General features: G+C 62.9%; 17 protein-coding genes and 2 tRNA genes. 2 read left to right on the top strand and 17 right to left on the bottom strand.

From position 1 onward, the window contains the following. Positions 1-45 precede the first annotated feature (45 nt). From ACODSP_RS18320 to ACODSP_RS18295, 6 genes are all read right to left on the bottom strand, one after another. Complete coding sequence (locus ACODSP_RS18320) at positions 46-939, bottom strand: hydroxymethylglutaryl-CoA lyase (protein ID WP_488966996.1); 894 nt, start codon at positions 937-939, stop codon at positions 46-48. A 39-nt stretch (positions 940-978) separates the two neighbouring features. After that, positions 979-1,740, bottom strand: coding sequence for a substrate-binding periplasmic protein (locus ACODSP_RS18315; RefSeq protein WP_488966995.1), 762 nt, complete (start codon positions 1,738-1,740; stop codon positions 979-981). 121 nt (positions 1,741-1,861) lie between these two features. Further along, positions 1,862-3,844, bottom strand: coding sequence for an acetyl/propionyl/methylcrotonyl-CoA carboxylase subunit alpha (locus tag ACODSP_RS18310; protein ID WP_488966994.1), 1,983 nt, complete (start codon positions 3,842-3,844; stop codon positions 1,862-1,864). Continuing rightward, a complete protein-coding gene (locus ACODSP_RS18305; RefSeq protein WP_488966993.1) occupies positions 3,841-4,614 on the bottom strand; it encodes an enoyl-CoA hydratase/isomerase family protein in 774 nt (257 codons plus the stop codon). The genes ACODSP_RS18310 and ACODSP_RS18305 overlap by 4 nt, the downstream gene beginning before the upstream one ends. A gap of 11 nt (positions 4,615-4,625) precedes the next feature. Beyond that, positions 4,626-6,233 carry a carboxyl transferase domain-containing protein gene (locus tag ACODSP_RS18300; protein ID WP_488966992.1) on the bottom strand — a complete coding sequence of 536 codons (1,608 nt, stop codon included), beginning with the start codon at positions 6,231-6,233 and terminating at the stop codon, positions 4,626-4,628. Between the two features lie 189 nt (positions 6,234-6,422). Beyond that, positions 6,423-7,595 carry an isovaleryl-CoA dehydrogenase gene (locus ACODSP_RS18295; RefSeq protein WP_488966991.1) on the bottom strand — a complete coding sequence of 391 codons (1,173 nt, stop codon included), beginning with the start codon at positions 7,593-7,595 and terminating at the stop codon, positions 6,423-6,425. Positions 7,596-7,793: 198 nt separating this feature from the next. Between ACODSP_RS18295 and ACODSP_RS18290 the strand changes: the two genes are divergently transcribed. Then, positions 7,794-8,384, top strand: coding sequence for a TetR/AcrR family transcriptional regulator (locus ACODSP_RS18290; protein WP_488966990.1), 591 nt, complete (start codon positions 7,794-7,796; stop codon positions 8,382-8,384). Between the two features lie 77 nt (positions 8,385-8,461). Here ACODSP_RS18290 and ACODSP_RS18285 read toward each other — a convergent pair whose 3' ends face one another. The 11 genes from ACODSP_RS18285 to ACODSP_RS18235 all read right to left on the bottom strand — a co-directional run bounded on the left by ACODSP_RS18285 (position 8,462) and on the right by ACODSP_RS18235 (position 24,964). After that, the gene (locus ACODSP_RS18285; RefSeq protein WP_488966989.1) at positions 8,462-11,458 is read right to left on the bottom strand and encodes a TonB-dependent receptor plug domain-containing protein; all 2,997 of its coding nucleotides are present in this window, start codon (positions 11,456-11,458) and stop codon (positions 8,462-8,464) included. Between the two features lie 363 nt (positions 11,459-11,821). Further along, positions 11,822-14,758, bottom strand: coding sequence for a TonB-dependent receptor domain-containing protein (locus ACODSP_RS18280; protein ID WP_488966988.1), 2,937 nt, complete (start codon positions 14,756-14,758; stop codon positions 11,822-11,824). Positions 14,759-15,376: 618 nt separating this feature from the next. Then, the gene (locus ACODSP_RS18275; RefSeq protein ID WP_488966987.1) at positions 15,377-16,141 is read right to left on the bottom strand and encodes an SDR family NAD(P)-dependent oxidoreductase; all 765 of its coding nucleotides are present in this window, start codon (positions 16,139-16,141) and stop codon (positions 15,377-15,379) included. A 201-nt stretch (positions 16,142-16,342) separates the two neighbouring features. Continuing rightward, on the bottom strand, positions 16,343-17,608 hold the full coding sequence (gene clpX / locus ACODSP_RS18270) for an ATP-dependent Clp protease ATP-binding subunit ClpX (RefSeq protein WP_488966986.1): 1,266 nt from the start codon (positions 17,606-17,608) through the stop codon (positions 16,343-16,345). 240 nt (positions 17,609-17,848) lie between these two features. Beyond that, complete coding sequence (clpP, locus tag ACODSP_RS18265) at positions 17,849-18,472, bottom strand: ATP-dependent Clp endopeptidase proteolytic subunit ClpP (RefSeq protein ID WP_054168976.1); 624 nt, start codon at positions 18,470-18,472, stop codon at positions 17,849-17,851. 70 nt (positions 18,473-18,542) lie between these two features. Next, the gene (tig, locus tag ACODSP_RS18260) at positions 18,543-19,883 is read right to left on the bottom strand and encodes a trigger factor (protein WP_488966985.1); all 1,341 of its coding nucleotides are present in this window, start codon (positions 19,881-19,883) and stop codon (positions 18,543-18,545) included. Positions 19,884-20,010: 127 nt separating this feature from the next. Next, a tRNA-Leu gene (locus ACODSP_RS18255) sits at positions 20,011-20,094 on the bottom strand. A gap of 114 nt (positions 20,095-20,208) precedes the next feature. Further along, positions 20,209-22,566 carry a 1-deoxy-D-xylulose-5-phosphate synthase N-terminal domain-containing protein gene (locus ACODSP_RS18250; protein WP_488966984.1) on the bottom strand — a complete coding sequence of 786 codons (2,358 nt, stop codon included), beginning with the start codon at positions 22,564-22,566 and terminating at the stop codon, positions 20,209-20,211. A 131-nt stretch (positions 22,567-22,697) separates the two neighbouring features. Further along, the gene (locus ACODSP_RS18245; protein WP_054168979.1) at positions 22,698-22,967 is read right to left on the bottom strand and encodes a hypothetical protein; all 270 of its coding nucleotides are present in this window, start codon (positions 22,965-22,967) and stop codon (positions 22,698-22,700) included. 334 nt (positions 22,968-23,301) lie between these two features. After that, positions 23,302-24,768, bottom strand: coding sequence for an NAD(P)H-hydrate dehydratase (locus ACODSP_RS18240; protein ID WP_488966983.1), 1,467 nt, complete (start codon positions 24,766-24,768; stop codon positions 23,302-23,304). A 120-nt stretch (positions 24,769-24,888) separates the two neighbouring features. Then, positions 24,889-24,964, bottom strand: a tRNA-His gene (locus tag ACODSP_RS18235). Positions 24,965-25,301: 337 nt separating this feature from the next. Here ACODSP_RS18235 and ACODSP_RS18230 point away from each other — a divergent pair. Beyond that, entirely contained in the window at positions 25,302-25,640 is a 339-nt protein-coding gene (locus ACODSP_RS18230) for a P-II family nitrogen regulator (protein WP_054168981.1), read from the top strand. Positions 25,641-25,797 lie beyond the last annotated feature (157 nt).

Genomic DNA, 25,797 nt, shown 5'->3' with positions numbered 1-25,797 from the left:
TCACATACGTTCACCCACGACCTACGACCTTATGAAAACCTGAAATTACCCTCTCGCCGCCAGCGCCCGACCCACCTTGCTGCCATTGGGACGGTTCAGTTCCCCGCTGATCCAAGTACCGATAGCGGCCAGCGCGTCCAGGTCCACGCCCGTGGTCAGGCCCATGCCGTTCAGCATGTACAGCACATCCTCCGTCGCGACATTGCCCGACGCGCCCTTGGCATAAGGACACCCACCCAGTCCAGCCACGGCCCCGTCGAACACCCGCGCGCCCAGTTCGATACAGGCCAGGATATTGGCCAGGGCCTGACCATAGGTGTCGTGGAAATGCAGGGCGATACGGCCCATGGGCACATCTTCGGCCACACGTTTCAGCATGGCGCGGGCGGCACGCGGGTTGCCGACGCCGATCGTGTCGCCCAGGCTGACCTCGTAACAGCCCATGGCCATCAGGCTGGCCGCCACCTCGGCCACCTTGCCCGGATCAACCGCCCCTTCATAGGGGCAGCCCAGGACGCAGGAGACATAGCCCCGGACCTTCACGCCCGACAGGCGCGCACGGTCGATGACGGGGCGGAAGCGGTCCAGGCTTTCGGCGATGGTGCAATTGATATTCTTCTGGCTGAACGCCTCCGACGCCGCCCCGAACACCGCCACCTCCGTCACACCAACGGCAAGGGCCGCTTCCAGCCCCTTCTCATTGGGGACCAGGACCGGATAGGTGACGCCGGGCTTGCGGGTGATGGTACCCATCACCTCCGCGCTGTCGGCCATCTGCGGCACCCATTTCGGGCTAACAAAGGCCCCGGCCTCCACCACCGACAGGCCGGTGGCGGACAGGCGGTTCACCAGTTCGATCTTGGTGGCCAGCGGCACCAGGGTCTTTTCATTCTGAAGCCCATCGCGCGGGCCCACTTCGACAAGGCGGATGTCGTGCATGATCACTCAATCATCAGGATTGAAAAGGATGGGTTGGTATCAAGTGGCCTTGGCAATCCCGCCGCCGCCGCTGACCGGGCGCTGTGCCAGGACGGCATTCACCTGCGGCATCAGGCCGGCAAAGGCCGAACTGCGACCGATACAGAAATGATAGGGCTGTGTGGCCAGGATATTGGGCATTTCCACCAGCCTGCCGTTGAACTCCGGCGCCGCCAGCCGTACCCGCATGGACACGGCATTGTCGACCAGCGCATCGACGCGGCCATTGGCAACCAGACGCATGGCACCCGTCAGGTCCGCCGCCCATTGGATATCCAGCCCCAGGGGCCGCAGATTGGCATCGGCCCAGCCGGAGCCGATATAGTGACCGACGCGGAAAGGCCTCAGATCCTCCAGCCGCCGCACCTGATGCAGCTCCGTCAGGCGCGGACTGTCGGCGGCGGCGATGATGCACATGGGAAAGGTGAAGACGGGCCGTGCACTGGCCAGCACATAGGACAGGCGTTCGGTGGTCGGCACCGTCAGGAAGCCATCCGCCTCCCCACCCCGCACCATGGCCTGGGCACGGGCCCAGGGAAACCCCTGATGCTCCACCCCCTGGCCCAGTTTTTCGCGCAGGAGTGTTTCCGCCGCCTCCACAAACAGGCCGCGCACCCGACCGGTATCGTCCACCTGCGAGAAGGGGGCGAAATCCCCGAAATAGACCATGCGGAAGGTCGCAGGAAGGGCGAGCGCCGGACGCCACAATGGAAGCGTCCCGACGGCGGTCAGTCCTCTCAGGATTTTCCTGCGAGAGAACATGGCGGTTCCTCACCGTGCCTGCCTTGGATATCAACTCTAATCCCCTTTTGCCCGAAGGGAAACCAAGTTGAATGCACACTCACATGACATTTTCATGCAAGTGTGCATGTCTCGCCTACCGTCAGGCCGCCTCAAACCCGACAAGTTCAACCCCTTCACTGACCTGATCACCCACCTGATAGCGCAGATGCGTGACGGTGCCGTCGGCAGGCGCCTTCAGCGTATGTTCCATCTTCATGGCTTCCAGCACGATCACGGGCTGGCCCTTGGCGACACTGGCCCCTTCCTCCACCAGGATGGCGATCACCTTGCCCGGCATCGGGGCCGTCAGGCGGCCATGGCCGCCATGGTCGGCATGGACGCCGGCATGCGGATCAACCAGGGACAGGGTGCGCGTGGTCCCAGCATGGAACAGGGTGACATGGTCGCCCCAGCGGACCCAGCGCGCCGTGACCCGCGTGCCGCCCAGCGTGGCCATCAGGGTGCCATCGGCGGACAGGCTGCCGGAGACAGACAGGGTTTCACCGGCGGCGGCGACGGTAAAGCCGCCGCGCGTCCGGGTGATATCCACCTTGTGCGCGGCCCCGTCCTCTCCTGCTTCCTGCCATTCAATCCGCTCCGTCGCGGGCAAGTTCAGCAGGAAACCACCCACGGCATCCCAGGGGTCGCTGCCACCAGAACGGCGGGACAGGGTCAGGCCCAGGCTGAACAGGGCCAGGGTGGCTGCGTCCGGCGCGGTGGCCGTGGGCAGAAGGTCGGCCTCATACCGCTCAATGAAGCGTGTATCCAGATCGGCGGCCAGAAAGCCCGGATGCCCCGCCACAGCGGACAGGAAGGGCACATTGGCGTTCAGACCGGCCACTTCCGTCTCGGCCAGCGCCTTTTCCAGTCGGCGGACGGCGCTGCCGCGATCCTTGTCCCAGACGATCAGCTTGGCGATCATCGGGTCGTAGAAGATGGAAATGGCATCGCCCGACCGCACGCCGGTATCGACGCGCACATGGTCGCCCTGTTCGGGGAAGCGCAGATGCGCCAGCGTGCCCGTCTGCGGCAGGAAGCCCTTGGCCGGGTTCTCGGCATACAGCCGGACCTCGATGGCGTGGCCGTTGATGGTCAACTGCTCCTGGGTCAGCGGCAGGGGTTCGCCCGCCGCCACCCGCAATTGCCACTCGACCAGGTCCTGGCCCGTGATCTTCTCCGTCACGGGATGTTCCACCTGCAAACGGGTGTTCATCTCCATGAAATAGAAGGAGCCGTCGGTATCCAGCAGGAATTCGACGGTACCGGCACCGACATAGCCAATGGCCTTCGCCGCCGCCACAGCGGCCTCGCCCATGCGGGCGCGGATGGCGGGGTCCATGCCGGGGGCCGGGGCCTCCTCCACCACCTTCTGATGGCGGCGCTGGATGGAGCAGTCGCGTTCGAACAGATAGACGCAGTTGCCGTGGCTGTCGGCGAAGACCTGGATTTCCACATGGCGCGGACGGGCCAGATATTTCTCGATCAGCACGCGGTCATCGCCGAAGCTGGCCTTGGCCTCACGCTTGGCAGACGCCAGCGCCGCCGGAAACTCCTCGGCACTGCCGGCCACCTTCATGCCCTTGCCACCGCCGCCGGCAGACGCCTTGATCAGGACAGGAAAGCCGATGCGGGTTGCTTCGGCGGCCAGCAGGGCATCGTCCTGATCCTCGCCATGATAGCCGGGGACCAGCGGCACACCGGCCTTTTCCATCAGGGCCTTGGCCTCTGACTTGCCACCCATGGCGCGGATGGCGCTGGCCGGGGGGCCGATGAAGATCAGGCCGGCGGCGGCCACGGCATCGGCAAAGCCGGCATTCTCCGACAGAAAGCCGTATCCGGGATGGATGGCATCTGCCCCCGTCGCCTTGGCCGCCGCGATGATGCGGCCGATGACCAGATAGCTTTCGCGCGCCGGGGCCGGGCCGATATGCACCGCCTGATCGGCACAGGCCACATGCAGGGCCTTGGCGTCGGCATCGGAATAGACGGCGACGGTGCCCATGCCCAGGCGGCGGGCGGTGCGCATGACGCGGGCGGCAATCTCGCCGCGATTGGCGATCAGGACTTTCGAAATCCGGCTCATTTCACCCATCCCGGCTTGCGCTTGTCAAAGAAGGCAGACAGGCCCTCGCGGCCTTCATCACCCGACCGTGCATCGGCGATGCGGGCGGCGGTATCGGTGACCATGGCGTCGGTGACCGGGCCATCGACGGCACGGATCAAATCCTTCGCCGCGCCCAGCGCGATCGGCCCGGCCAGCAGCAGATTGTCGATATGGCGTTCGGCGGCGGCGTTCAGATCATCCTGACCCACCACCTCATGCACCAAGCCCAACCGATGCGCCTCCGCCACCCCGAACCGCTCTGCGGTCAGGAAATAGCGGCGGCAGGCGCGGGCACCCATGGCGGCCACGACATAAGGCCCGATGGTGGCGGGGATCAGGCCCAGCCGCACCTCGGTCAGGGCAAACTGCACCGGATCGGCGGCGATTGCGATATCGCAAGCCGCGACCAGCCCCACGGCACCGGCAAAGCAATGCCCGTGGATCACGGCGATGGTCGGCTTCGGCAGTTCGTTCAGGGTGCGCAGCATGGTGGCCAGACCGACGGCATCGGTCAGGTTCTCCTCCCGGCTGTACCCGGCCATGCGGCGCATCCAGTTCAGGTCGCCACCAGCAGAAAAGCTTTTCCCCGCCCCGCGCAGCACCACGATGCGCACAACCGGGTTCGTCCCCAGATCGCGGAAAATGGTCGTCAGGCCGGCAATGACTTCATCGTTGAAGGCATTGTGGATTTCCGGGCGGTTCAGGGTGACGGTCGCCACCCCGCGCGCATCGATATCGGTCAGGATCATCGCCGCCTCCATCACATCCGGAACACGCCGAACTTCGCCGGCGGGATCGGCGCGTTCAACGCCGCCGACAGCGACAGGCCCAGCACCGACCGCGTATCCGCCGGGTCGATGACCCCGTCATCCCAGAGACGGGCAGAGGCGTAGTAGGGATGGCCCTGCTTTTCATACTGGTCGCGGATCGGGGCCTTGAAGGCAGCCTCCTCCTCCGCGCTCCAGTCCTTGCCCGCTGCCTCCATCCCGTCGCGGCGGATGGTGGCCAGCACGGTTGCCGCCTGTTCTCCGCCCATGACGGAGATGCGGGCGTTGGGCCACATGTAAAGGAAGCGCGGGCTGTACGCCCGGCCACACATGCCGTAATTGCCGGCACCGAAGCTGCCACCGATGATCAAGGTGATCTTGGGCACATTGGCGCAGGCGACCGCCGTCACCAGCTTGGCCCCATCCTTGGCGATGCCGGCATTCTCATATTTGCGGCCCACCATGAAGCCCGTGATGTTCTGCAAGAACAGCAGCGGGATCTTGCGCTGGCAGCAGAGTTCGATGAAATGCGCGCCCTTGACGGCGCTTTCGCTGAACAGGATGCCGTTATTGGCGATGATGCCGACCGGCATACCCCACAGGCGGGCAAAGCCGCAGACCAGGGTCGTACCGTAATTGGCCTTGAACTCATCCAGTTCCGACCCGTCAACGATGCGGGCAATGATCTCCCGCACGTCATAAGGTTTGCGCGTGTCGGTCGGGATGATGCCGTACAGGTCATCGGCGCTGTACAGCGGCTCGCGCACCGGCTTGATATCAACCTCCGGGTTCTTCACCCGGTTCAGGTTGCCGACGATGCGGCGCGCGATGCCCAGAGCATGGCCGTCATCGGTGGCCAGATGGTCGGCCACGCCGGAGATGCGGGTATGAACGTCGCCGCCGCCCAGATCCTCCGCCGACACAACCTCCCCCGTCGCCGCCTTCACCAGCGGCGGGCCGCCCAGGAAGATGGTGCCCTGGTTCTTGACGATGATGCTTTCATCCGCCATGGCCGGCACATAGGCACCACCCGCCGTGCAGGAGCCCATGACGACGGCAATCTGCGGCACGCCATTGGCCGACAGGGTGGCCTGATTATAGAAGATGCGCCCGAAATGGTCGCGGTCGGGAAACACCTCATCCTGGTTAGGCAGGTTGGCCCCGCCGCTATCGACCAGATAGACGCAGGGCAGATTGTTCTCCCGCGCGATATCCTGCGCCCGCAGATGCTTCTTCACGGTCAGCGGATAGTAGGTGCCGCCCTTCACGCTCGCGTCATTGGCCACCACCACGCATTCTTGGCCGGCAACGCGCCCGATGCCCGTGATGATACCGGCGGCGGGCACGTCGTCGGCATAGACCTGATAGGCGGCCAGTTGGCTGAATTCCAGGAACGGGGTGCCGGGGTCCAGCAGGGTGCGCACACGGTCGCGGGGAGCCAGCTTGCCACGGGCCAGATGCTTGGCCATGGCCTTGTCCCCGCCCCCCAGGCTGATCCGCCCGATGGTGGCGCGCAGGTCATCCACCTGCGTCTTCATGGAGGCGGCGTTCTCAGCGAAGGCCGGGCTGCGCGGGTCGATATTGGTGGGAAGGACGGGCATGTCAGGGGCCTTCCAGAGCCGGAGAAGTTGTTCCCTCACCCTCCCAGGCCTTACGGCCCGGGCCCCTCCCTCTCCCGCAAACGGGCGAGGGGCTTAACTTTCGTCCCACGCCCACGAAGGTGGGAGAGGGAGGGGCCCGGTGGCGCCAGCCGACGGGAGGGTGAGGGCAATCAGGTGAGCAGAAAGCGCTCAAGCCGTTTCCTTGAACAGCTCGCGCCCGATCAGCATGCGGCGGATTTCGCTGGTGCCGGCGCCGATCTCATACAGCTTGGCATCGCGCAGCAGGCGGCCCGTCGGGTATTCGTTGATATAGCCGTTGCCGCCCAGGATCTGGATGGCGTCGAGGGCCAGCTGCGTCGCCTTTTCGGCGGCCAGAAGGATGGCACCCGCGGCGTCCTTGCGGGTAATGCGCTTGGCATCCGCCGCACGGCCCACGGCATAGACATAGGCGCGGCAGGAATTCAGCGCGACATACATGTCGGCGACCTTGCCCTGGATCAGCTGGAACTCGCCAATCGACTGCCCGAACTGCTTGCGCTCATGAATATAGGGAACGACGACATCCAGGCAGGCCTGCATGATGCCCAGCGGGCCGGCGGCCAGCACCGCGCGTTCATAATCCAGACCGGACATCAGCACGCCGACGCCGCCATTCAGGCGCCCCAGCACATTCTCTTCCGGGATTTCGCAATCCTCGAACACCAGCTCACCGGTGTGGCTGCCGCGCATGCCCAGCTTGTCCAGCTTCTGCGCCACGGAGAAACCCTTGAAGCCCTTTTCCACCAGGAAAGCCGTGATGCCGCGTGGGCCGGCATCGGGGTCGGTCTTGGCATAGACGACCAGGACGTCGGCGTCGGGGCCGTTGGTGATCCACATCTTGGTGCCGTTCAGGACGTAACGGTCGCCCTTTTTGTCGGCGCGCAGGCGCATGGAAACGACGTCCGACCCCGCCCCCGGCTCGCTCATCGCCAGGGCACCCACGAAATCGCCGCTGATCAGCTTGGGCAGGTAGCGGCCCTTCTGATCGGCATTGCCGTTCAGGCGGATCTGGTTGACGCAGAGATTGGAATGCGCGCCATAGGACAGGCCGACCGAGGCAGAGGCGCGGGAGATTTCCTCCATCGCCACCATATGCTCGATATAGCCCATGCCGGCGCCGCCATATTCCTCTTCCGCCGTCACGCCCAGCACCCCCAGGTCGCCCATCTTCTTCCACAGGTCCATGGGGAATTGATCGGTGCGGTCGATCTCCGCCGCGCGGGGCGCAATCTCATCCGCCGAAAAGGACGCCACGGCATCGCGCAGCGCGTCCGCCGTCTCACCAAGGCCGAAATCGAACAGGGGCAGGCTGTTGCGCAGCATGTGCGGGGCATCCTCTCTTGATTGTCAGCCCGGATCAGGGCGTTTATAGAAACGGTCATACGTTTTTTTATTGGTCATTTCAACAAGGAATCCTGCGGGTCTTGCCACATGGCGCATGCGCGAATTCCGGTTGACGGCACCCCCTTCCCCGCCGCAGTTTGCGCCAAGGATGATTCTGTCAATGAAGAGAGGCCGTTGATGGCCCGTACCGCCGGCAGCCATGGGCCGAAAACCATGGAAGCGATCCGCAAGGCGGCGCTGACCCTGATCTATCGCAAGGGCTATGAGGCGATCACGCTGCGCCAGCTGGCCGATGCTGTCGGCATCCAGCCGGGGTCGCTCTATAACCATGTCCGCAACAAGCAGGACATCCTGTTCGACCTGGTGCATGACCATATGACCACCCTGCTGGTGGAGGTGGAAGAGGCCTTGCCGGCCGATGCCGCCCCCCTGGCACAGCTTGAGGCCTTCATCGCCTTCCATGTCGGGTATCATATCACCCGGCGGGAGCAGGTGTTCATCGCCAATTCGGAATTGCGCAGCCTGGAAGCCCCCAACCATTCGGTGATCGTGGGCCTGCGTAAGCAGTATGAGGGCGTGCTGATCGACATCCTGCGCCGGGGGGGCGCGGATGGGAGTTTGCGCGTGGATGAGCCGACCATCGCGGCCTATGCCATCCTGTCCATGCTGACCGGCATCTGTTCCTGGTACCAGCCATCGGGCCGCAAATCAGCCGAACAGGTGGCCACCCTGCACCGCGACCTGATCCTACGTGGCATTGTCGCATAAAAAAGGCCGCGACCCGGAAGGTCGCGGCCTGAAAGATGGAAACAGGGGCGGCGTGGGTCCGCCCCTGGCCCCTGTACTTAAAACTTCACATTCACACCGGCGTAGAAGAACCGGCCACGATTGTCCCAATTGCCGGACGTGGCGTTGCCCGTGCCCTGATAGACCGTCGGATGGTTCGGCGGACGATCATTCATCACGTTCTGCACGCCGGCGCGCAGCACCAGATCCTGCGTGACCTTATAGAGCACGCGGACATCATGGTACCAGACGTCGCCCGTGTAGAACGGGATACGCGGCAGCGGCTGTCCATCGGCAATCGGCAGCAGGGTTTCGTCCGCGACCTGATTATCCTCAAACCGGGTCGTCCAGGCGAAGGTGAAGACATCATCAGAATAGCTGGCGGTACCCGACAGCTTCCAGGACGGGGTGCCGGCAGTACCCGCGAACTTGCGGGGTGCCTGCCCGGCCTGGGAGACGAAATCATACTGCAACAGGTGCGTACCCTGCAGGCTCAGGTCGATACGGCTATCATCCTTGGCCGCATCCAGCATGTCCTTCAGATCGAAGCCATAGGCGACCGAGAAATCGATGCCACGGTTCTTGAAGCTGGCAATGTTGGACTGGGTCAGGCTGACACTGTCGATACCGCCGACGACATTGGTCCGCGCACCGGTCTGGTCACGCACGATCAGCTGGCAAAGCGGGCTGCCGCCCGCCGTGTCATAGCAGGCCTGGAACACGCCCGATAGGGCGGGCAGGTTGATCGCGTCCTTGATGTTGATGTCGTAATAATCGACGGTGGCCGAGAAACCATCCAGGAAGGTCGGCTGAATGACCGTGCCGACGGTGAAGGTCTCTGCCGTTTCCTCATTCAGGTTGACGTTACCGCCCTGCAAAAGGCGCAGGGACGAACGGCCCGTGCCGATATTGCTGTCGAAGGTGGCCGCGTTATAGCCGGGGATATCACGCGTGCAGTTGGCGACGCGGATATTCCGGGCCTCACCGGTCAGCGTGGCAACGCGGGAACGATCGCAGGGGTCCTGCTGCGTGGCCGTGAAGTTCTCACCCGTGGGGGCATACAGTTCGATGATGTTCGGGGCACGCACCGATTCCGAATAGGTGCCACGGAAACGGATATCATCGATGGGGGTGTAATCCAGACCCACCTTCCACTGGCTGACACCGCCGACCGTGCTGTAATCGGCCCAGCGATAGGCACCATCCAGGGTCAGTTCCTTGGCCAGGAACATGTCGGACAGCAGCGGGACCAGCGCTTCGGCGTAATATTCGGCAACGTCGTACGAGCCCGTACGGCGCGGAATGGCGTTGGTGAACAGCAGGCCCTGGGCGGTGGCGCTATCGGTTTCCTGATCCGACTTCTCCTCGCGATATTCGGCACCAACGGCGATGCCCAGCGGGCCTGCCGGCAGGTCGAACAGGTCGGTGGTCACGTTGAACGCGGCCACCTGCTGGCTGGCCTGACCGATGGTGACGGAGGTCGCCTTGGAGTAATCGATGGCGGCCTGGCTGGGACCGTTCAACCAGTCGAACGGGATACAGCCGGCGGCGGCGGCGCGGACACCGGCATCGGTGGACAGCAGATCGCGGCAAATCGGACGGCCCGTGGCGGGATCGATCACCGAATCCAGCTGACGGCTATAGCGGTCCTTGTTGAACTGGCCACGGTTCAGCGACTTACCGTCCAGCTGGCCGTACTGGTAGTAGGTGTCCCACTTGACGGTACGGTCGCCCGCCTCGAAATCACCTTCAAAGCCGATCACAGTGCGGATCATGTCACGCTGCTGTTCGATCACGCGCTGACCGAACTCTTCCGTGAAACGATACAGCTCCGCCGACGCGGTCGGCGCCGTCAGGCCATTGGCGTCGAAGATGCGACGCAGTTCGACGGCATTGGCGCTGGTCCCGGCCAGGAAGGCATTGTCACGACGAACATTGTGACGGAACGAGGCCGTGCCCGTGAAGGCCGGCTGGGCGCGCGGATTGGAGCTGTCGACACTGGCAGCGCCGATCTCCGCCGTCAGCTTCACGTAATCATTGATCTGGTAGGACCCATAGGCACGGCCCAGCAGACGCTCGCTCTCACCCTGCAGCGTCGTATAGATCGACGTATAATCCAGCGACGGATCATCGCAGAGCGGGGTGGCCGCCGTCGGGTTGTTGCGCGGGGCCAGACAGTTGGCATTCAGGCCCTGAACCGACCGCGTCTCAAAGTCGATCGACACGCCGGCCTGCGCGTTGGCGGCCAGCGGACCAGCGCCCGGATTGGCAACCAGCGTGCGGAACACGCCGCCACGGCCCGTGCGGCTCTTCGGGTTCTGGACGGAGGTGTTGGGCGTCACCAGCGTGTTGAAGGTGATGCCGGGGCTGGCCCAGTTGCGGTCATCGGCCAGGACGCTGTCGACCTTGGTATATTCCACGCCGGCCAGGATATAGCCCTTGCCCTCGTCGAACTTCGCGCCGAACACGGCGCTGTGCTGCATCTCCTGCCCGTCACCATGTTCGGTGATGCCATAGGAGCTGTCGACCTCCACACCCTGGAAATCCTTGCGCAGCAGGACGTTGACCACACCGGCCACGGCCTCGGAACCGTACACCGCGGACGCGCCACCGGTGATGATTTCAGTACGCTGCACCATGCTGGTCGGGATGGTGTTCAAATCGACAGCGGAGCTGTCGAGCGCGCCCGTGATGTGGCGCTTGCCATCCACCAGCACCAGCGTGCGGTTGGTCCCCAGGCCGCGCAGATCGACACGGCTCTGCCCACCGACAAACAGGAAGCCGCCCGACGACTGGCCATTCAGGGCCGGCGCCAGCTGCGGCGCGGCGGACACGGCGTCGGCCAGGTTGGTGAAACCGGCGAAGCGGATTTCCGTCTCGCCCACCACATTCAGCGGCACCGTGGAATTCAGGTTGGTGCGCGCGATGCGCGAACCAGTAACGACGATCTCTTCAAGTTGGTCCTGGGCCATGGCGGTGCCCGTCATTCCGACCGCCGCCCCCAGCATCAGAAGTCCGCGTAGTGCACGTATGGTCTTGCTGTCCGTCTTTTTCATTGCATGCCTCTCCGATTGCGCCCGCCGGTTCTTCTATGGCGAGGGCGTGTTAAGGCCGCGATTGAGACATCGCAGAAGCATGTTGATCAAATAATAATCGTCGCCGAAGAATCCAAATCAAGTGGTCGTGTTATATTTAACACCATTGATTTCAATTTTGCAAAAATCTTTGCAACGACAGAACAAAAATCAACTGAACCAAACAAGTATCACTTCACTTTTCTTTAACCATCGAAAATCCATCAGGTAAACCACTGTTGTATATTTCATTTGTTACAGCCAATGGCACCATCACCGCCGAAAAGAAAACGGCGGGTCCCGAGGGACCCGCCGTGAGTGATGAAGCAGAGATGACGACCCGGATCAGAACTTGACCGAGGTCGAGATGAAGAACCGCTGCCCCAACGCGTCATACGTGTTGGTGAAGCTGTTCTGCTGGGAACCGATCATCGTGTCGGGCAGCATCGGCGGCTGCTTGTCGAACAGGTTGGTGACACCGGCCGACACGGCGACACCCTCGACAACCTCATACGAACCGGACAGATCGAACAGGTTGTAGGAACCGACCTTCGGATAGACCAGCGTGTTGGCTGCCGTACCGAACAGGATCGCGTCGTTCTTCCAGGAACCGATATAGTTCCACTGCACCGACGCCGTCACCGGGCCGCTCTGATAGGTGAAGGTCGTGGTGGCCTTCCATTCCGGGATCGGCTCGCCGCAGATGTTGGTACCGCCATAGCCGGCGCACTTGTAGATGGTGCCGTTGATGGCGGGCTGCACATCGAACTTGTCACGCCAGGACACGTCCGTCTTGATGCGGAACTGGCCGTCGCCGTCGATTGCCAGGCTTTCCGGCAGATCCTGACGCCAGGTGAAGCCCAGATCCACACCGGAGGTCTTCAGACCGGCATTGTTGACGGTCGGGACCTGGACGATGGCCAGATAACCGTCACCGGTACGGGTGATGGCCTGGCAGGTCGCGCTCTGCAAGTTCTTGTTGGTGAAGCAGTCGCGGACCACGCCCGCCGCACCACCACCGAAGCCGCCGATGGCGTCATCCAGCTTGATCTGCCACCAGTCAACCGTGGCCGTCAGTTCCGGCAGGAAGGACGGCGTCAGCACCGCGCCGATGGTCCAGGTCTTGGACTGTTCCTCGGTCAGGTTGAAGCCGGCAACGGACGCGCCCTGGCTCAACTGCTGGAACTGCGTGGGACGGGCATTGTTGAAGGCCGTCGTACCGACGCTGGCCGCCGGCACGCCCTGGCTGCGGCAGAAGGCAGCGTCATAGCCGGCTGCGGTGGACAGCAGGCAGGGATCGACGGTGGAGTTCAGGGTCGGGAAGCCGACGGCACCGCCCTGATACAGTTCCAGCACGTTCGGCGCACGGATGGCCGACTGGAATTGACCACGGAAGCCGATATCCTTGACCGGCGACCATTCCATGCCGGCCTTCCAGGTCTGGACAGCGCCGACCGACGAATAGTCGGAATAGCGGATGGCGGCTTCGGCGGACAGGTTCTCGAAGAACGGCTGATCGGTGACCAGCGGGATGTAGGTTTCAGCAAAGCCTTCCCACACATCGAACGAACCCGACGACGACAAGGCGGGGTTGAAGCCCAGGATGTCGCCCGTGCGGATGCTGTCATCCACGCGATCGAAATACTTGTTCTTGCGCCATTCGCCACCGAACGCCACGCCCACGGGGCCTGCCGGCAGTTCGAACAGATCGCCGCTGATGGCGCCGTTCCAGACCTGCTGCTCGAATTCCTGGACACGGTTGGTGTCGGTGCGGACGTAGGCAGCGGCTTCCTTGCTGATGCGGCCCGGACCGAAGATATCGATGGGCGCGCAACCCTGGGCGCGGGCCGTGGCATCCACGCAGATCGCCTTTCCGGCAGCATCACGCGTGGCATTCAGGGCCTGACGCAGACGGGCCGACGACACGTCGTTACGGACGATGACGTCGCGGGAGACGCGGCCGAACGTGAAGTAGGTGTCATAGGTGAAGCCGCCGATCAGGTCGCCCTTGATACCAGTCGTGCTGTTAAAGGCGTTCTGGTTGTTGTCCTGCTCGCGGGGACCCAGTTCCGTCATACGGCGGGACAGGGCGTTGGCCGTCGTGATCGAGGCATAGTCGTTGGCGGTGAAGCCAGCCGGTGCCACGAATGTCGGATCGGCAGAGGCCGGATACAGGGCGCGCAGCTGAGCAACCGTCTGGGCCGTCAGCAGCGGGTTGGTCAGGTTGATGCGGATGGGCGGCACGCCGGGACGCGGCTGCGGGATCACGGCGGGCGTTTCGGCCAGCTGCAGCGGCACGCGGTTGGTGACGAAGTTGAACTCTTCGTAAATCTTGAAGTTCTCGTTGAACTCATGATTGCCCAGCGCGAAGAGCGACAGACGCTCCTGCGGGACGCGCAGGTAGTTCACGGGCGAGAAGTTATAGAGATCGCCAGCGCTGCTGGTGGTACGGGTGCTGTTGAAATTGCGCGGCACGCCGTTGGCGTCCCAGGTCAGCACCGTGGTGCCACGGGCCAGACGGGCGCCGGGGGCCGTGGACGAACCGCTGAACAGGATCGTCGGCTTGCCATCAACGACACCTTCGGTGATCGCCTGCTTGGAATAGTCGCGATCGCCAGCCATCACGTCGTCGCGCTTATTATATTCGGCGAACAGGGTCAGGTTGGACTTGCCGTCATCGGAACCGGTGCCGATGGTCAGGTTGATATTGCGTTCCTTGCCGTCACCTTCCTTGGTGACGCCATAACGCGCGCTGGCCTTGGCGCCCTTGAAGTCATCCTGAAGGATGAAGTTGACGACGCCAGAGATAGCGTCCGAACCGTACACGGCAGAAGCGCCGCCCGTCAGAACCTGCACCTGCTTGATCAGCGAGGCCGGGACGTTGTTCAGGTCGACCGTGCCGGTGCCGTTGGTGGGGATGTAGCGGCGGCCATTGACCAGCACCAGAGTGCGGGCCGAACCGATGCCGCGCAGGTCGACGGTGGCCGAACCGTTACCGCCATTGTTGGAGAAGGCGCCTAGAGCAGGGATGATCTGCGGCAGTTCGTTCAGCACGCTGTCAACGGTGGCGGCGCCGGCCTGCTCAAACGCGGCGGCATCGACGACCGTGACAGGGCTGGAGCTGGTCAGTTCCGGACGCGCAATGCGCGAACCGGTCACCACGATTTCCTCAAGCTGCAATTCCTGCGCGCCGGCCACGCCGGTCGCGGCCAGACCAATGGCGGCACCCAACAGCAGGCCCCGCTGGAAACGGCGCGACGAACGCCCCTGAACCATCTTCATCGTTAATCCCTCTCCGGATTGCTGGGGCCTGCCGTCTTATGTCTATCGGCATAGACCCAATGGAATTTGGAAAATGACGCACGCATGCGACAGCGCAATAGCCCAGCCTACGTGTAACTAATTTGTGATTCTGATGTTGCACATAAGCAACTTAACTTAATGGTGAATGGTTAAGATTTATTAATCTTAAAAACAAAAGTCCCTGTAATTGAAAGTATCTTTTTAGGATAATCAATGTTTCTTGAGGAAACATTGAAATGTATTAATATATAATCTTATTTGTGACGCTTTGTATTTGTTTTGATACAATGTGATACAATTCAGTAACATTACATGAAATCGATCGATAGGCCCAAAGACATAGGCCTATCGATCTATGAGCATTATTAAGAAGGATGATTTCATTACGTATCTGCAACAGGATACGACCTGCGATCTGCCGGCCCCGGATACCCCTGCCCGCGCACCGATCCAGCCCTGATGGCCGGGCTGCCGACACGATGATCAGATTTCGCGAATCATGCCGGCAACGACGCCAATGCCCGCTGTGACCGGAAAACAAAAAAGGCGACCCACCTGGGGTCGCCCTTCCTGACCTTCGATCCTTGCGGGAAACTGTTACTTCGGCGCCATGCGGATGGCACCGTCCAGACGGATCGTCTCGCCATTGATCATGCTGTTGGCCACGATATGCAGGGCCAGCGATGCATATTCCTCCGGCTTGCCCAGACGGGATGGGAACGGCACCTGCCGGCCCAGACTGTCCTGCGCGTCCTGCGGCAGGCCCAGCATCATCGGCGTCAGGAAGATGCCCGGAGCAATGGTGACCACACGGATGCCGCTGCGGGCCAGTTCACGGGCCGCCGGCAGGGTCAGCGCATGCACGCCCCCCTTCGACGCGCCATAGGCGGCCTGTCCGATCTGGCCATCAAAGGCCGCGACAGAGGCGGTGTTGATGATCACGCCCCGCTCGCCATCGGCGGTCACCGGTTCCAGCCCCTGCATACCGGCGGCGGCCAGACGCAGCATGTTGAAGGTGCCGATCAGGTTCACCTCGATCACCTTGCGGAACAGGTCCAGGTCGTGGGGACCATCGCGGCCCACGATCTTCGCCGGCGGGGCGATGCCCGCGCAATTGACGGCGATGCGGGCCGGGCCGTGGACAGCGGCAGCAGCGGCGATGGCCGCCTGGGCGCTGTCACCGCTGGTGACGTCACACTTCACTGCGATGCCACCGATCTCTGCCGCCACGGCATTCGCCGCATCCAGATTGACATCCAGCAGCGCCACCTTGGCCCCGCCTGCCGCCAGCGCGCGCGCCGTGGCGGCCCCAAGGCCGGAGCCACCGCCGCTGATGATCGCGCAAACGCCCTTGATGTCCATTGTCTCACTCCCTTGCCGTCGTTCCGGGACCGGTCAGCCCGCTTATGCAGGCAGCCACTATCCCAGTGCAAAGCCACACAGGCAATTTGGAAGTTCGAACAGTGAAGGTGCATGAATTCCCGTACCAGGGATCGACACCCCAGAATCAGAAAGGGGCGGCCCCCTGCGGAACCGCCCCTTTTTCTGAAAGTCCATCCGGGATCAGGCGCCGGGTGCCGCCTGGCTGGCGCGGTCGGAATAGATGTAGAGCGGCTTGGCGCGGCCCTCCACCACTTCCTTATTGACCACGATCTCCTCCACACCCGTCAGGCCGGGCAGGTCATACATCGGATCAAGCAGGATGCTTTCCATGATGGACCGCAGACCACGGGCACCGGTCTTACGCTCGATCGCCTTCTTGGAGATGGAACGCAAGGCCTCCTCATGCACCGTGAGCTTCACGTCCTCCATCTCGAACAGGCGCTGGTACTGCTTGACCAGGGCGTTCTTCGGCTTGGACAGAATCTCGATCAGGGCGGCTTCGTCCAGATCATGCAGCGTGGCCAGAACCGGCAGGCGGCCCACGAATTCGGGGATCAGGCCGAATTTCAGCAGATCCTCAGGCTCCACCTCGCGCAGGACATCGCCCATGCGCCGCTCGTCCGGGCCGCGCACATCGGCGCCAAAGCCGATGGAGGTACCCTTGCCGCGCGCGGCGATGATCTTTTCCAGGCCAGCAAAGGCGCCGCCGCAGATGAACAGGATGTTGGTCGTGTCCACCTGCAGGAATTCCTGCTGCGGATGCTTGCGCCCACCCTGCGGCGGCACGGAGGCAACCGTGCCTTCCATGATCTTCAGCAGGGCCTGCTGCACGCCCTCGCCCGACACGTCACGGGTGATGGACGGGTTGTCGGACTTGCGGCTGATCTTGTCGACCTCGTCGATATAAACGATGCCGCGCTGCGCCCGCTCGACATTGTAATCAGCCGACTGAAGCAGCTTCAGGATGATATTTTCGACATCCTCGCCCACATAACCGGCTTCGGTCAGGGTCGTGGCGTCGGCCATGGTGAAGGGCACGTCGATGATGCGGGCCAGCGTCTGCGCCAGCAGCGTCTTACCCGAACCGGTGGGACCCACCAGCAGGATGTTCGACTTGGCCAGTTCCACATCATTATGCTTCGCGCCATGGGCCAGGCGCTTGTAATGGTTATGGACGGCCACGGACAGCACGCGCTTGGCATGCTCCTGACCGATCACATAATCATCCAGCACCGTGCTGATATCGCGCGGGGACGGCACACCGTCGCGGGACTTCACCAGCGTGGTCTTGTTTTCCTCGCGGATGATGTCCATGCACAGCTCGACGCATTCATCGCAGATGAACACGGTGGGGCCGGCAATGAGCTTGCGCACCTCATGCTGGCTCTTTCCGCAGAAAGAGCAGTAGAGGGTATTCTTGCTGTCGCCGCCGGTCGACTTGGTCATTTGCGCTCCGTACATCACCGGATGGCGCATGGAAGGTGGCCCGGCTGGCCCCCGACCAATACGCCCCAACACCCCTGCGGGATGCCTGCTTCAGGGGGCGTCCTTGCCTTCACCGGTTCCCGGTCCATCCCAGTGACGGGAGGCGGAACCCCAGGGCTGACAATGACGCCCTCTCCACACCTATTCAACAACACCCAAAGCGGCGGGATCAATATATACTTGTTCGCCACCGCTTCCGCTTTACGCCACCTGGGTGAGACCACCCGGACGGCCCGCGATCACCTCGTCAATGATCCCGAAGGCCTTGGCCTCCTCCGGGCTCATGAACTTGTCACGTTCCACAGCCTTTTCAATGACATCCAGGCTCTGTCCCGTGTGCTTCACGAAAATCTCGTTGAGCCGCTCACGCAGGCGCAGGATTTCCTGGGCCTGAATCTCGATATCGGCCGCCTGACCCTGTGCCCCGCCCGAAGGCTGGTGGATCATGATTCGGCTGTTGGGCAGCGAGAAGCGCTTACCCTTGCCACCACCGGCCAGCAACAGAGCCCCCATGGAAGAGGCCTGGCCCATGCAGATGGTCGCCACGGGGCAGCGGATATACTGCATCGTGTCATAAATCGCCAACCCGGCCGTCACGTAACCGCCCGGCGAGTTGATGTAGAAGGAGATTTCCTTGGTCGGATTCTCCGCTTCCAGGAACAGAAGCTGGGCACAGACCAAGCTGGCCACGGCATCGTTCACGCCACCGACCAGGAAGATGATCCGTTCCTTCAGGAGGCGGGAGTAGATGTCGTATGCCCGTTCGCCGCGGTTGGTCTGCTCGACCACCATGGGAACCAGCGCGTTCATCTGCGGTTCAATCATGATCCCTGCTTCGCTCCTAACCAGAAGCCGCGGGGTCCTGGATTGGCCCCCGCGGTACTATATGGCTGCCTCAGGCGGCGGCCACTTCGTCCTCGTCCGGATCGCGCATCAGCTCTTCAACCGACACGGTCACTTCGTTCACCTTAACGGTTCCGAGGATGAAGTCGACAACCTTATCCTCGTAAATCGGCGCGCGGAGGCTTTCAACGGCCTGCGGGTTCTTCTGGAAGAACTCGAAAACCTGCTGCTCCTGGCCCGGATAGCGACGAACCTCGTCGAACATGGCCTTCTGCAGCTCCTCGCGCGAAACAGTGATATTGTTACGGCGACCGATTTCGGAAAGGAGCAAGCCCAGACGTACGCGCCGGACAGCAATGTCGCGATACTCGGCCTTCAGGTCGTCTTCGCTCTTGCCTTCGTCCTCGGCGTCCGCGCCACCACGGGCCAGTTCTTCCTGCAGACGCTTCCAGATCTGCTCGAACTCGATCTCGACCATGCCGGCCGGGACGTCGAAGCTGTGCAGCTCGGCCAGCTTGTCCAGCAGGGCGCGCTTGGCACGCAGACGCGAGGTCTGGCCATACTCGCCTTCGGTGCGCTCCTTGATGGCGGCCTTCAGGGCTTCCAGATCGTCGAAGCCGAAGGTCTTGGCCAGGTCATCATTCAGCTCCGCATCCTTACCGACGCGGATTTCCTTGACCTTCACCTCGAAGACAGCGGCCTTACCGGCCAGCTCGGCAGCGTGGTACTCAGCCGGGAAAGAAACATTGACGCTGACATCGCTGCCGGCCTTGGCGCCGACCAGCTGCTCCTCGAAACCGGGGATGAAGGAACCGGAGCCCAGCTCCAGCTCATAATCGTCGCCCTTCATGCCGGGACGCTTCTCGCCATCGACGGAACCGTCGAAATCGATCAGCAGGATGTCGCCGGTCACGGCGGCGCGGTCTTCCTCGACCTTCTCGGTGGTACGACGACCCTTGGACAGACGGCCCAGGGCCTCCGTCACGGTGTCGTCGGCGACAGCGGCGACCGGCTTCTCGATCTCGACGGCGGACAGGTCGGCCGGCTCGATCTCGGGCAGCAGTTCAACCTGCACGGCGAATTCCAGGTCCTGGCCCGGATCGAACTTAAGCACTTCGATCTTGGGCTGCAGGGCCGGACGCAGGTTGTTGTCGGAGACGGCCTTCTGGGCGCCATCATTGACGGCGGCTTCCAGAACTTCGCCCATGACCGACTGGCCATAGCGCTGCTTCAGGATCGGCATCGGGACCTTGCCGGGGCGGAAGCCCGGGATCTTCACGGTCTTGCCGACCTCGGTCAGCCGGGTCTGCACCCGCGATTCGATATCCTGGGCCGTGATGACGACCTTGAAGTCGCGGCGGAGGCCTTCAGCGCTGGTCTCGGTGATCTGCATGGGACGAAATGCCTGTCTTCTGTCTGTTCGCCCCAGCCCCCTCTGCCATTAACAGGGACCGAAGCTCCCGCGGGTGGGCCGGATTTCCGGCCTCCGCGGTGGGTTGCGGGTCAAAACTCAAAACTCGTGGTGCGGGCGAAGGGACTTGAACCCCCACGTCTTTCGACACTGGAACCTAAATCCAGCGCGTCTACCATTCCGCCACGCCCGCCCGTCAGGCAAACCATGAGGCCGCCCGTGGGAGCGCACCGTATAGCAAGCTGTTTAAGGCTCGCCAAGCCCGGAATCTGCCGGGGCAGTCGTGCCGGTAACAAAGGTGCCGTGGCTATTCCAGAAGCACCCGCGCGGCGGCATCGATGATGGCGTCCGCGTCCAGCCGCAGGGCGGCGTAAAGGTCGGGCAGATCGGCAGACTGACCAAAGGTTTCCACCCCCAGTGCCGCCACCTTGTGCCCCCGCACCCCGCCCAGCCAGGACAGCGCGGATGGGTGCCCATCGGTGATGGTGACCAGACGCGCCGTGGCAGGCAGGCTGGACAGCAGCCGCTCCACAGGCGCCACCGCCGCTTGCCCCGCCTGCCGTGCGCGGCGCGCCGCCATCCAGCCCTGATGCAGCCGGTCCGCCGAGGTCACGGCCAGCAGGCCGGCGCCCGGCACATCGTCGAGCAACTGTGCATGCGCGGACAGCACCTCCGGCGCCAGGGCACCCATATAGATGAGGGTCAGGTCGGCATCCGGTGCCGGCGGACGCAGCCAATAGCCGCCATCGATAACCGCCTCGGCATCCAGCGGGCGGGACGGCTGCTCCAGGCTGCGCGTGGAAAGGCGCAGATAGAGGCTGCCGCCATCGGGCTTCTGCATATGCTCGAACCCCCAGCGCATGATGGAAGCCAGTTCATCGACATAGGCAGGTTCAAAGCTGGACAGTTTGGGCAATCCCATGCCGATCAGCGGGGTGGCGATGGATTGATGCGCCCCGCCCTCCGGTGCCAGGGTCACGCCGCTGGGTGTCGCCACCAGCATGAAGCGCGAATCCTGATAAAGGGCGTAGTTGAACGCATCCAGCCCGCGCATCACGAACGGATCATAAAGCGTGCCCACCGGCAGCAGCCGGGCGCCGAACAGGTCATGGCTGAGGCCCAGGGCCGCCAGCATCAAGAACAGATTATGTTCGGCGATGCCCAGTTCGATATGCTGTCCCTGCGGGTCGCCCTGCCAGCGCTGCGCCGACACGACCTTCTGCTCCTTGAAGATGTCGTGCCGTTCATGCCGGTCGAACAGACCGCGCCGGTTGACCCAGGCGCCCAGGTTGGTGGAGACGGTGACGTCGGGGCTGGTGGTGACGATGCGCGACGCCAGTTCGGTATCGCCCTTGGCCAGTTCGGCCAGAACCTTGCCGAATCCCTCCTGTGTGCTCATCCGTTCCGTTATCGAAACATCAAGTCGTTCCGGAACCGGTACAAAACCGGCGGACAGGCGGCGCGTCGTTGTGGCGGTGAAAGGCACCTCTTCCGCCAGAAAGCGCTTCAGGTCTTCCACATCCACGTCCAGGCCCGCGAACGGTTCCCATTCCTGGCCATCCTTGATGCCGCACTGCGCCTTGAAGGCGGCCATCTGGTCCAGGTTCATCAGACCGGAATGGTTATCCTTGTGCCCCTGGAACGGCAGCCCCATGCCCTTGACCGTGTAGGCCACAAAACAGGCCGGGCGTTCGGCATCCGGGCCGTTGGCGGCGGCATGGAAAGTGTCAAGGATGGTCGGCAGGTCATGGCCGGCCAGATTGGTCATCAACCGCGCCAGCATCGCATCATCATGGCTGTCCAGCAGTCCACGGATGCCGCTGGTCGTGCCCAGATCGCGGATCAGCGCCTCCCGCCAGGCCGCCCCGCCCTTGAAGCACAGGGCCGCATAGAGCTGGTTCGGACAGGTGTCGATCCAATGGCGCAGCGCCTCACCACCCGGTTCCTTGAAAGCCGCCTCCAGCAGGCGGCCATATTTCATGATGACCACATTCCAGTCGAGCGACCGGAACATGCCGGTGATCGGCTCCCACAGCTTGTCGGAAACCACGCTGTCCAGGCTCTGCCGGTTATAATCAATGATCCACCAGGCATTGCGCAGATCATGCTTCCAGCCTTCAAGCATGGCCTCGAAGACATTGCCCTCGTCCATCTCGGCATCGCCGACCAGGGCGACCATGCGGCCCTCGGGCTGATCCGACAGGCCCTTCAGGCGCACATAATCCTGCACCATGCTGGCAAAGGCCGTGACCGCCACCCCCAGACCGACGGAACCAGTGGAGAAATCCACGTCATCGGTATCCTTGGTGCGCGATGGATAGGACTGGGCGCCGCCAAAGGCGCGGAACCGTTCCATCTTCTCCCGCGTCTGGCGACCCATCAGATATTGGATGGCGTGGAAGACGGGACTGGCGTGGGGCTTCACCGCGACGCGGTCCTGCGGGCGCAGCACATCGAAGAACAAAGCCGTCATCAGGCAGACCATGGAGGCGCTGGAGGCCTGATGCCCGCCCACCTTCAACCCGTCGCGTGACGGGCGCAGGTGATTGGCGTTGTGGATCATCCATGTGGACAGCCACAGCGCCTTTTTCTCCAGCGCGCGCAAATGCGCCAGATGGCGGTCATCGCGGGCGGCACCGGGGGCAGCGGGGCGAATATCGGGCATGGTGGACGTGTCCCTGACAGAAGGCATCTGGCCCCGCCACCGCACGCCCGACCAAAGCCGGCCAACAGGCAAACCGCCGACGGAAGACCCATCGGCGCTATATATCAGCAAACTCGTCTCAGGTGAAACGATCAGCCCGCGCGCGGGCTGCCGAACAGCCGCGTGAAACTGTCGACGGTCAGGGTGCGCACTGCCCCCTTGTCCCGGCGCAGGCCATGCGGGTCCGGCCCATCCACCACATCATTGCGCGCCACATAGCGCACATGGGGGAGCGGAAAACCGTCCTGTGTCACGGCCAGAACGCGGGCCGTTTCCACGGTGTTGAAGATCACCCGCTGATACACGGCACCCGGAACAGGGGCCGCCAACGGTTTGGAACGCTTGAACAACGACACGCTCATCGTAACGCCCCCCATTTCGGTTCACCCCGGACTTGACCCGCCATTGGCCGTCCGTTTCCCAAAAGTGGTACCGCCTTTCCGGTATATGGAAATTAACGCATTCATTTTGTGTACGCAATAAGATGTCACAGATTCCTGCGACTATCTTCCCAGGATTTATCCGGGATTTTAGGCAAATCAATGAAACATCACCGTCACACGGATCGGATGTTAGGATATCATTCTGGCAATATTTAACAGTGTGGATTAGCACTCCGGTGTTGCCGAAACGAAACCCTGGAGACGTTGCATCGCGCATATGACAAGGCGTGCAACAACATTACCTGACTGTTTTTCAAAGATTATTCTGTTTCAGAACAGCCGGCACCGCCTCCGGCAGATCCTCGGCGATCAGGCCCCGACCACAATATTCGCCCGCAGCGCCATGCAACCAAGCACCGGCACTGGCGGCGTCGAACGGGTCCATCCCCTGGGCCAGCAGGGCCAGGATCAGGCCTGACAGCACGTCGCCGCTGCCCGCAATGGCGAGGTCGGGCGGCGCATTGTGGTTGATGCGGACCCGCCCATCGGGATGCGCGATCACCGTATCCGGTCCTTTCAGCAACACCACGGCCCCCGACTCCGCCGCCGCTTGCCGAGCACGATCCAGGCGAGAACCGGTCAGCGGACCGAACAGCCGCGCGAACTCCCCTTCATGCGGGGTCAGTACCCAGCGCTCATCAAGCCCGGCCTGCCGCAGTGTCGGAAGCTGACCGGCGAAGCTGCTGAAAAAATCGGCATCGAGCACGCCCGTCTTTCCGGCGCGCAGGCTGGCCAGTACCGCATCGTGCAGAAGCGGTCCCGCCCCGGCACCCGGCCCCAGCAGGACGGCATTGCGGCGCGGATCGGCCAGCAGTTCCGAAAAACCCACCGCGTCGGCAATGGGCTGCACGATCAGGCTGGGCATGGACAGGCCGTAGATCAGTTGCGCCGCCGGCTCACAGGCCAGTGTCACCAGCCCGGCGCCCAGCCGCAGGGCAGCCCGCGCCGACAGCCGGGCCGCCCCCGTCATCACCGTCCCACCCAGGATCAGGGCATGGCCGCGCTGATATTTGTGTCCCGTAACAGCGGGCCTGGGGAACTGCGTGCGCCACAGAGTCGGGTCATTGGCCTGGATGGTCGGGCCGATGCTGGCCAGGACAGTGTCCGGAATGCCGATATCGGCAATGACCAGCCGCCCGACATGGCCGTGCGCCGGATAAAGGTAATGAGCGGGTTTGGGCCGGAAGAAGCTGACGGTGACATCGGCAATAGGTGCGGCACCAAGCACCACCCCGTCATCGCCATTGACGCCGCTGGGCACATCCACGGCCAGGACCGGCACTCCCTGCCCCGCCATGGCCTGCACCAGCGCCAGTGCCTGCCCGTCCAGCGGACGGTTCAGTCCTGCGCCGAAAATCGCGTCGATCACCAGACCGGCACCGGACAGCAGGTCCGGTGAAGCCGGTTCCATGACCCCGGTCCAGCGTTCCGCCGCCCAGGCCGCATCCCCGCGCAACGCCACGCAGTCGCCCAGCAGCCCGACCCGCACCGGCCAGCCGGCGGCGGCCAGATGCCGGGCCGCCACGAACCCGTCACCCCCATTATTGCCGGGACCGCACAGGATCACGACAGGCCGGGGCCGTCCACCGCACAGAATAATGGCCTCACGCGCCACGGCCATGCCCGCGCGTTCCATCAGCAGGGTGCCGGGAATGCCGGCCTGCATGGCGGCGCGGTCGGCCGCAACCATCTGGGCCACGGTCAGGATTTCTTGGGCCATGCCCTGTCTTCCAGCTTGGGAGAAAGCATCGGACCATTTTGCGCCAGGGCAGGCACGGCCCGGAAATGAAAAAGGCCGCCCGGAGGCAGCCTTTTTTCCAGTTTCTCCGCGAAGGGAGAATGGGGCGATGGACGGGACTCGAACCCGCGACCACTCGGACCACAACCGAGAGCTCTACCAACTGAGCTACCACCGCCGCCGGAGGCCGCCTTATGCAGCAACAGCCCCAGGGCGTCAAGCATTCCTTTCACAAAAAATCGCAGGCCCGCCTTGCTTGGAACAGGGCCACAGTAGTGGCAGCATTTTGCCACTGAACAAGGCGCTTCGCTTGGTTAATGCGCAGTTTTTCGGCCTTACGATTAAAAAGTGGCCACATATTTGCGCATTATTTGATCACATTGCCCGCAAAACATGATCAAATGCCAGCGATCCCATGCCACATCCAACTGGCATGGGGCATGCTTATAGTATGGCCGCACCTGTCGGGATGGCAACAGCCGGGCCGGTGCCGAAATTTGGAGCTGCGGGACGCGATGAAGAAGATTGAAGCGATCATCAAGCCCTTCAAGCTGGATGAGGTGAAGGAAGCCCTCCACGAAGTGGGGATCAAGGGCATCACCGTGACCGAAGCCAAGGGCTTTGGCCGCCAGAAGGGCCATACCGAACTCTACCGGGGGGCCGAGTATGTCGTCGACTTCCTGCCCAAGGTGAAGATTGAGGTCGTCATGGATGACAGCCTGGTGGAACGCGCCGTCGATGCGATCCAGCAGGCCGCCCATACGGGTCGCATCGGCGACGGCAAGATCTTCGTAACCCCGGTGGAAGAGGTGATCCGCATCCGCACCGGCGAGCGCGGCCCCGACGCCATCTGACGTTTTTTCGGGCATTTCGGCAACATCCGAAGCGCCCGAAACCAGGGTACAGAATTTTCTTTCAAATGGTCCTTGGATGGGGTAACGCCACCAACCGGCGGCCCCAGCGCCTGGGACCAGTTCCTTCCACGACAAACCTCAAACCACGGAAGCAGAG

The sequence above is a fragment of the Niveispirillum sp. FG156 genome, assembly GCF_057809555.1.
This window is presented reverse-complemented; position numbering and strand designations above follow the sequence as displayed.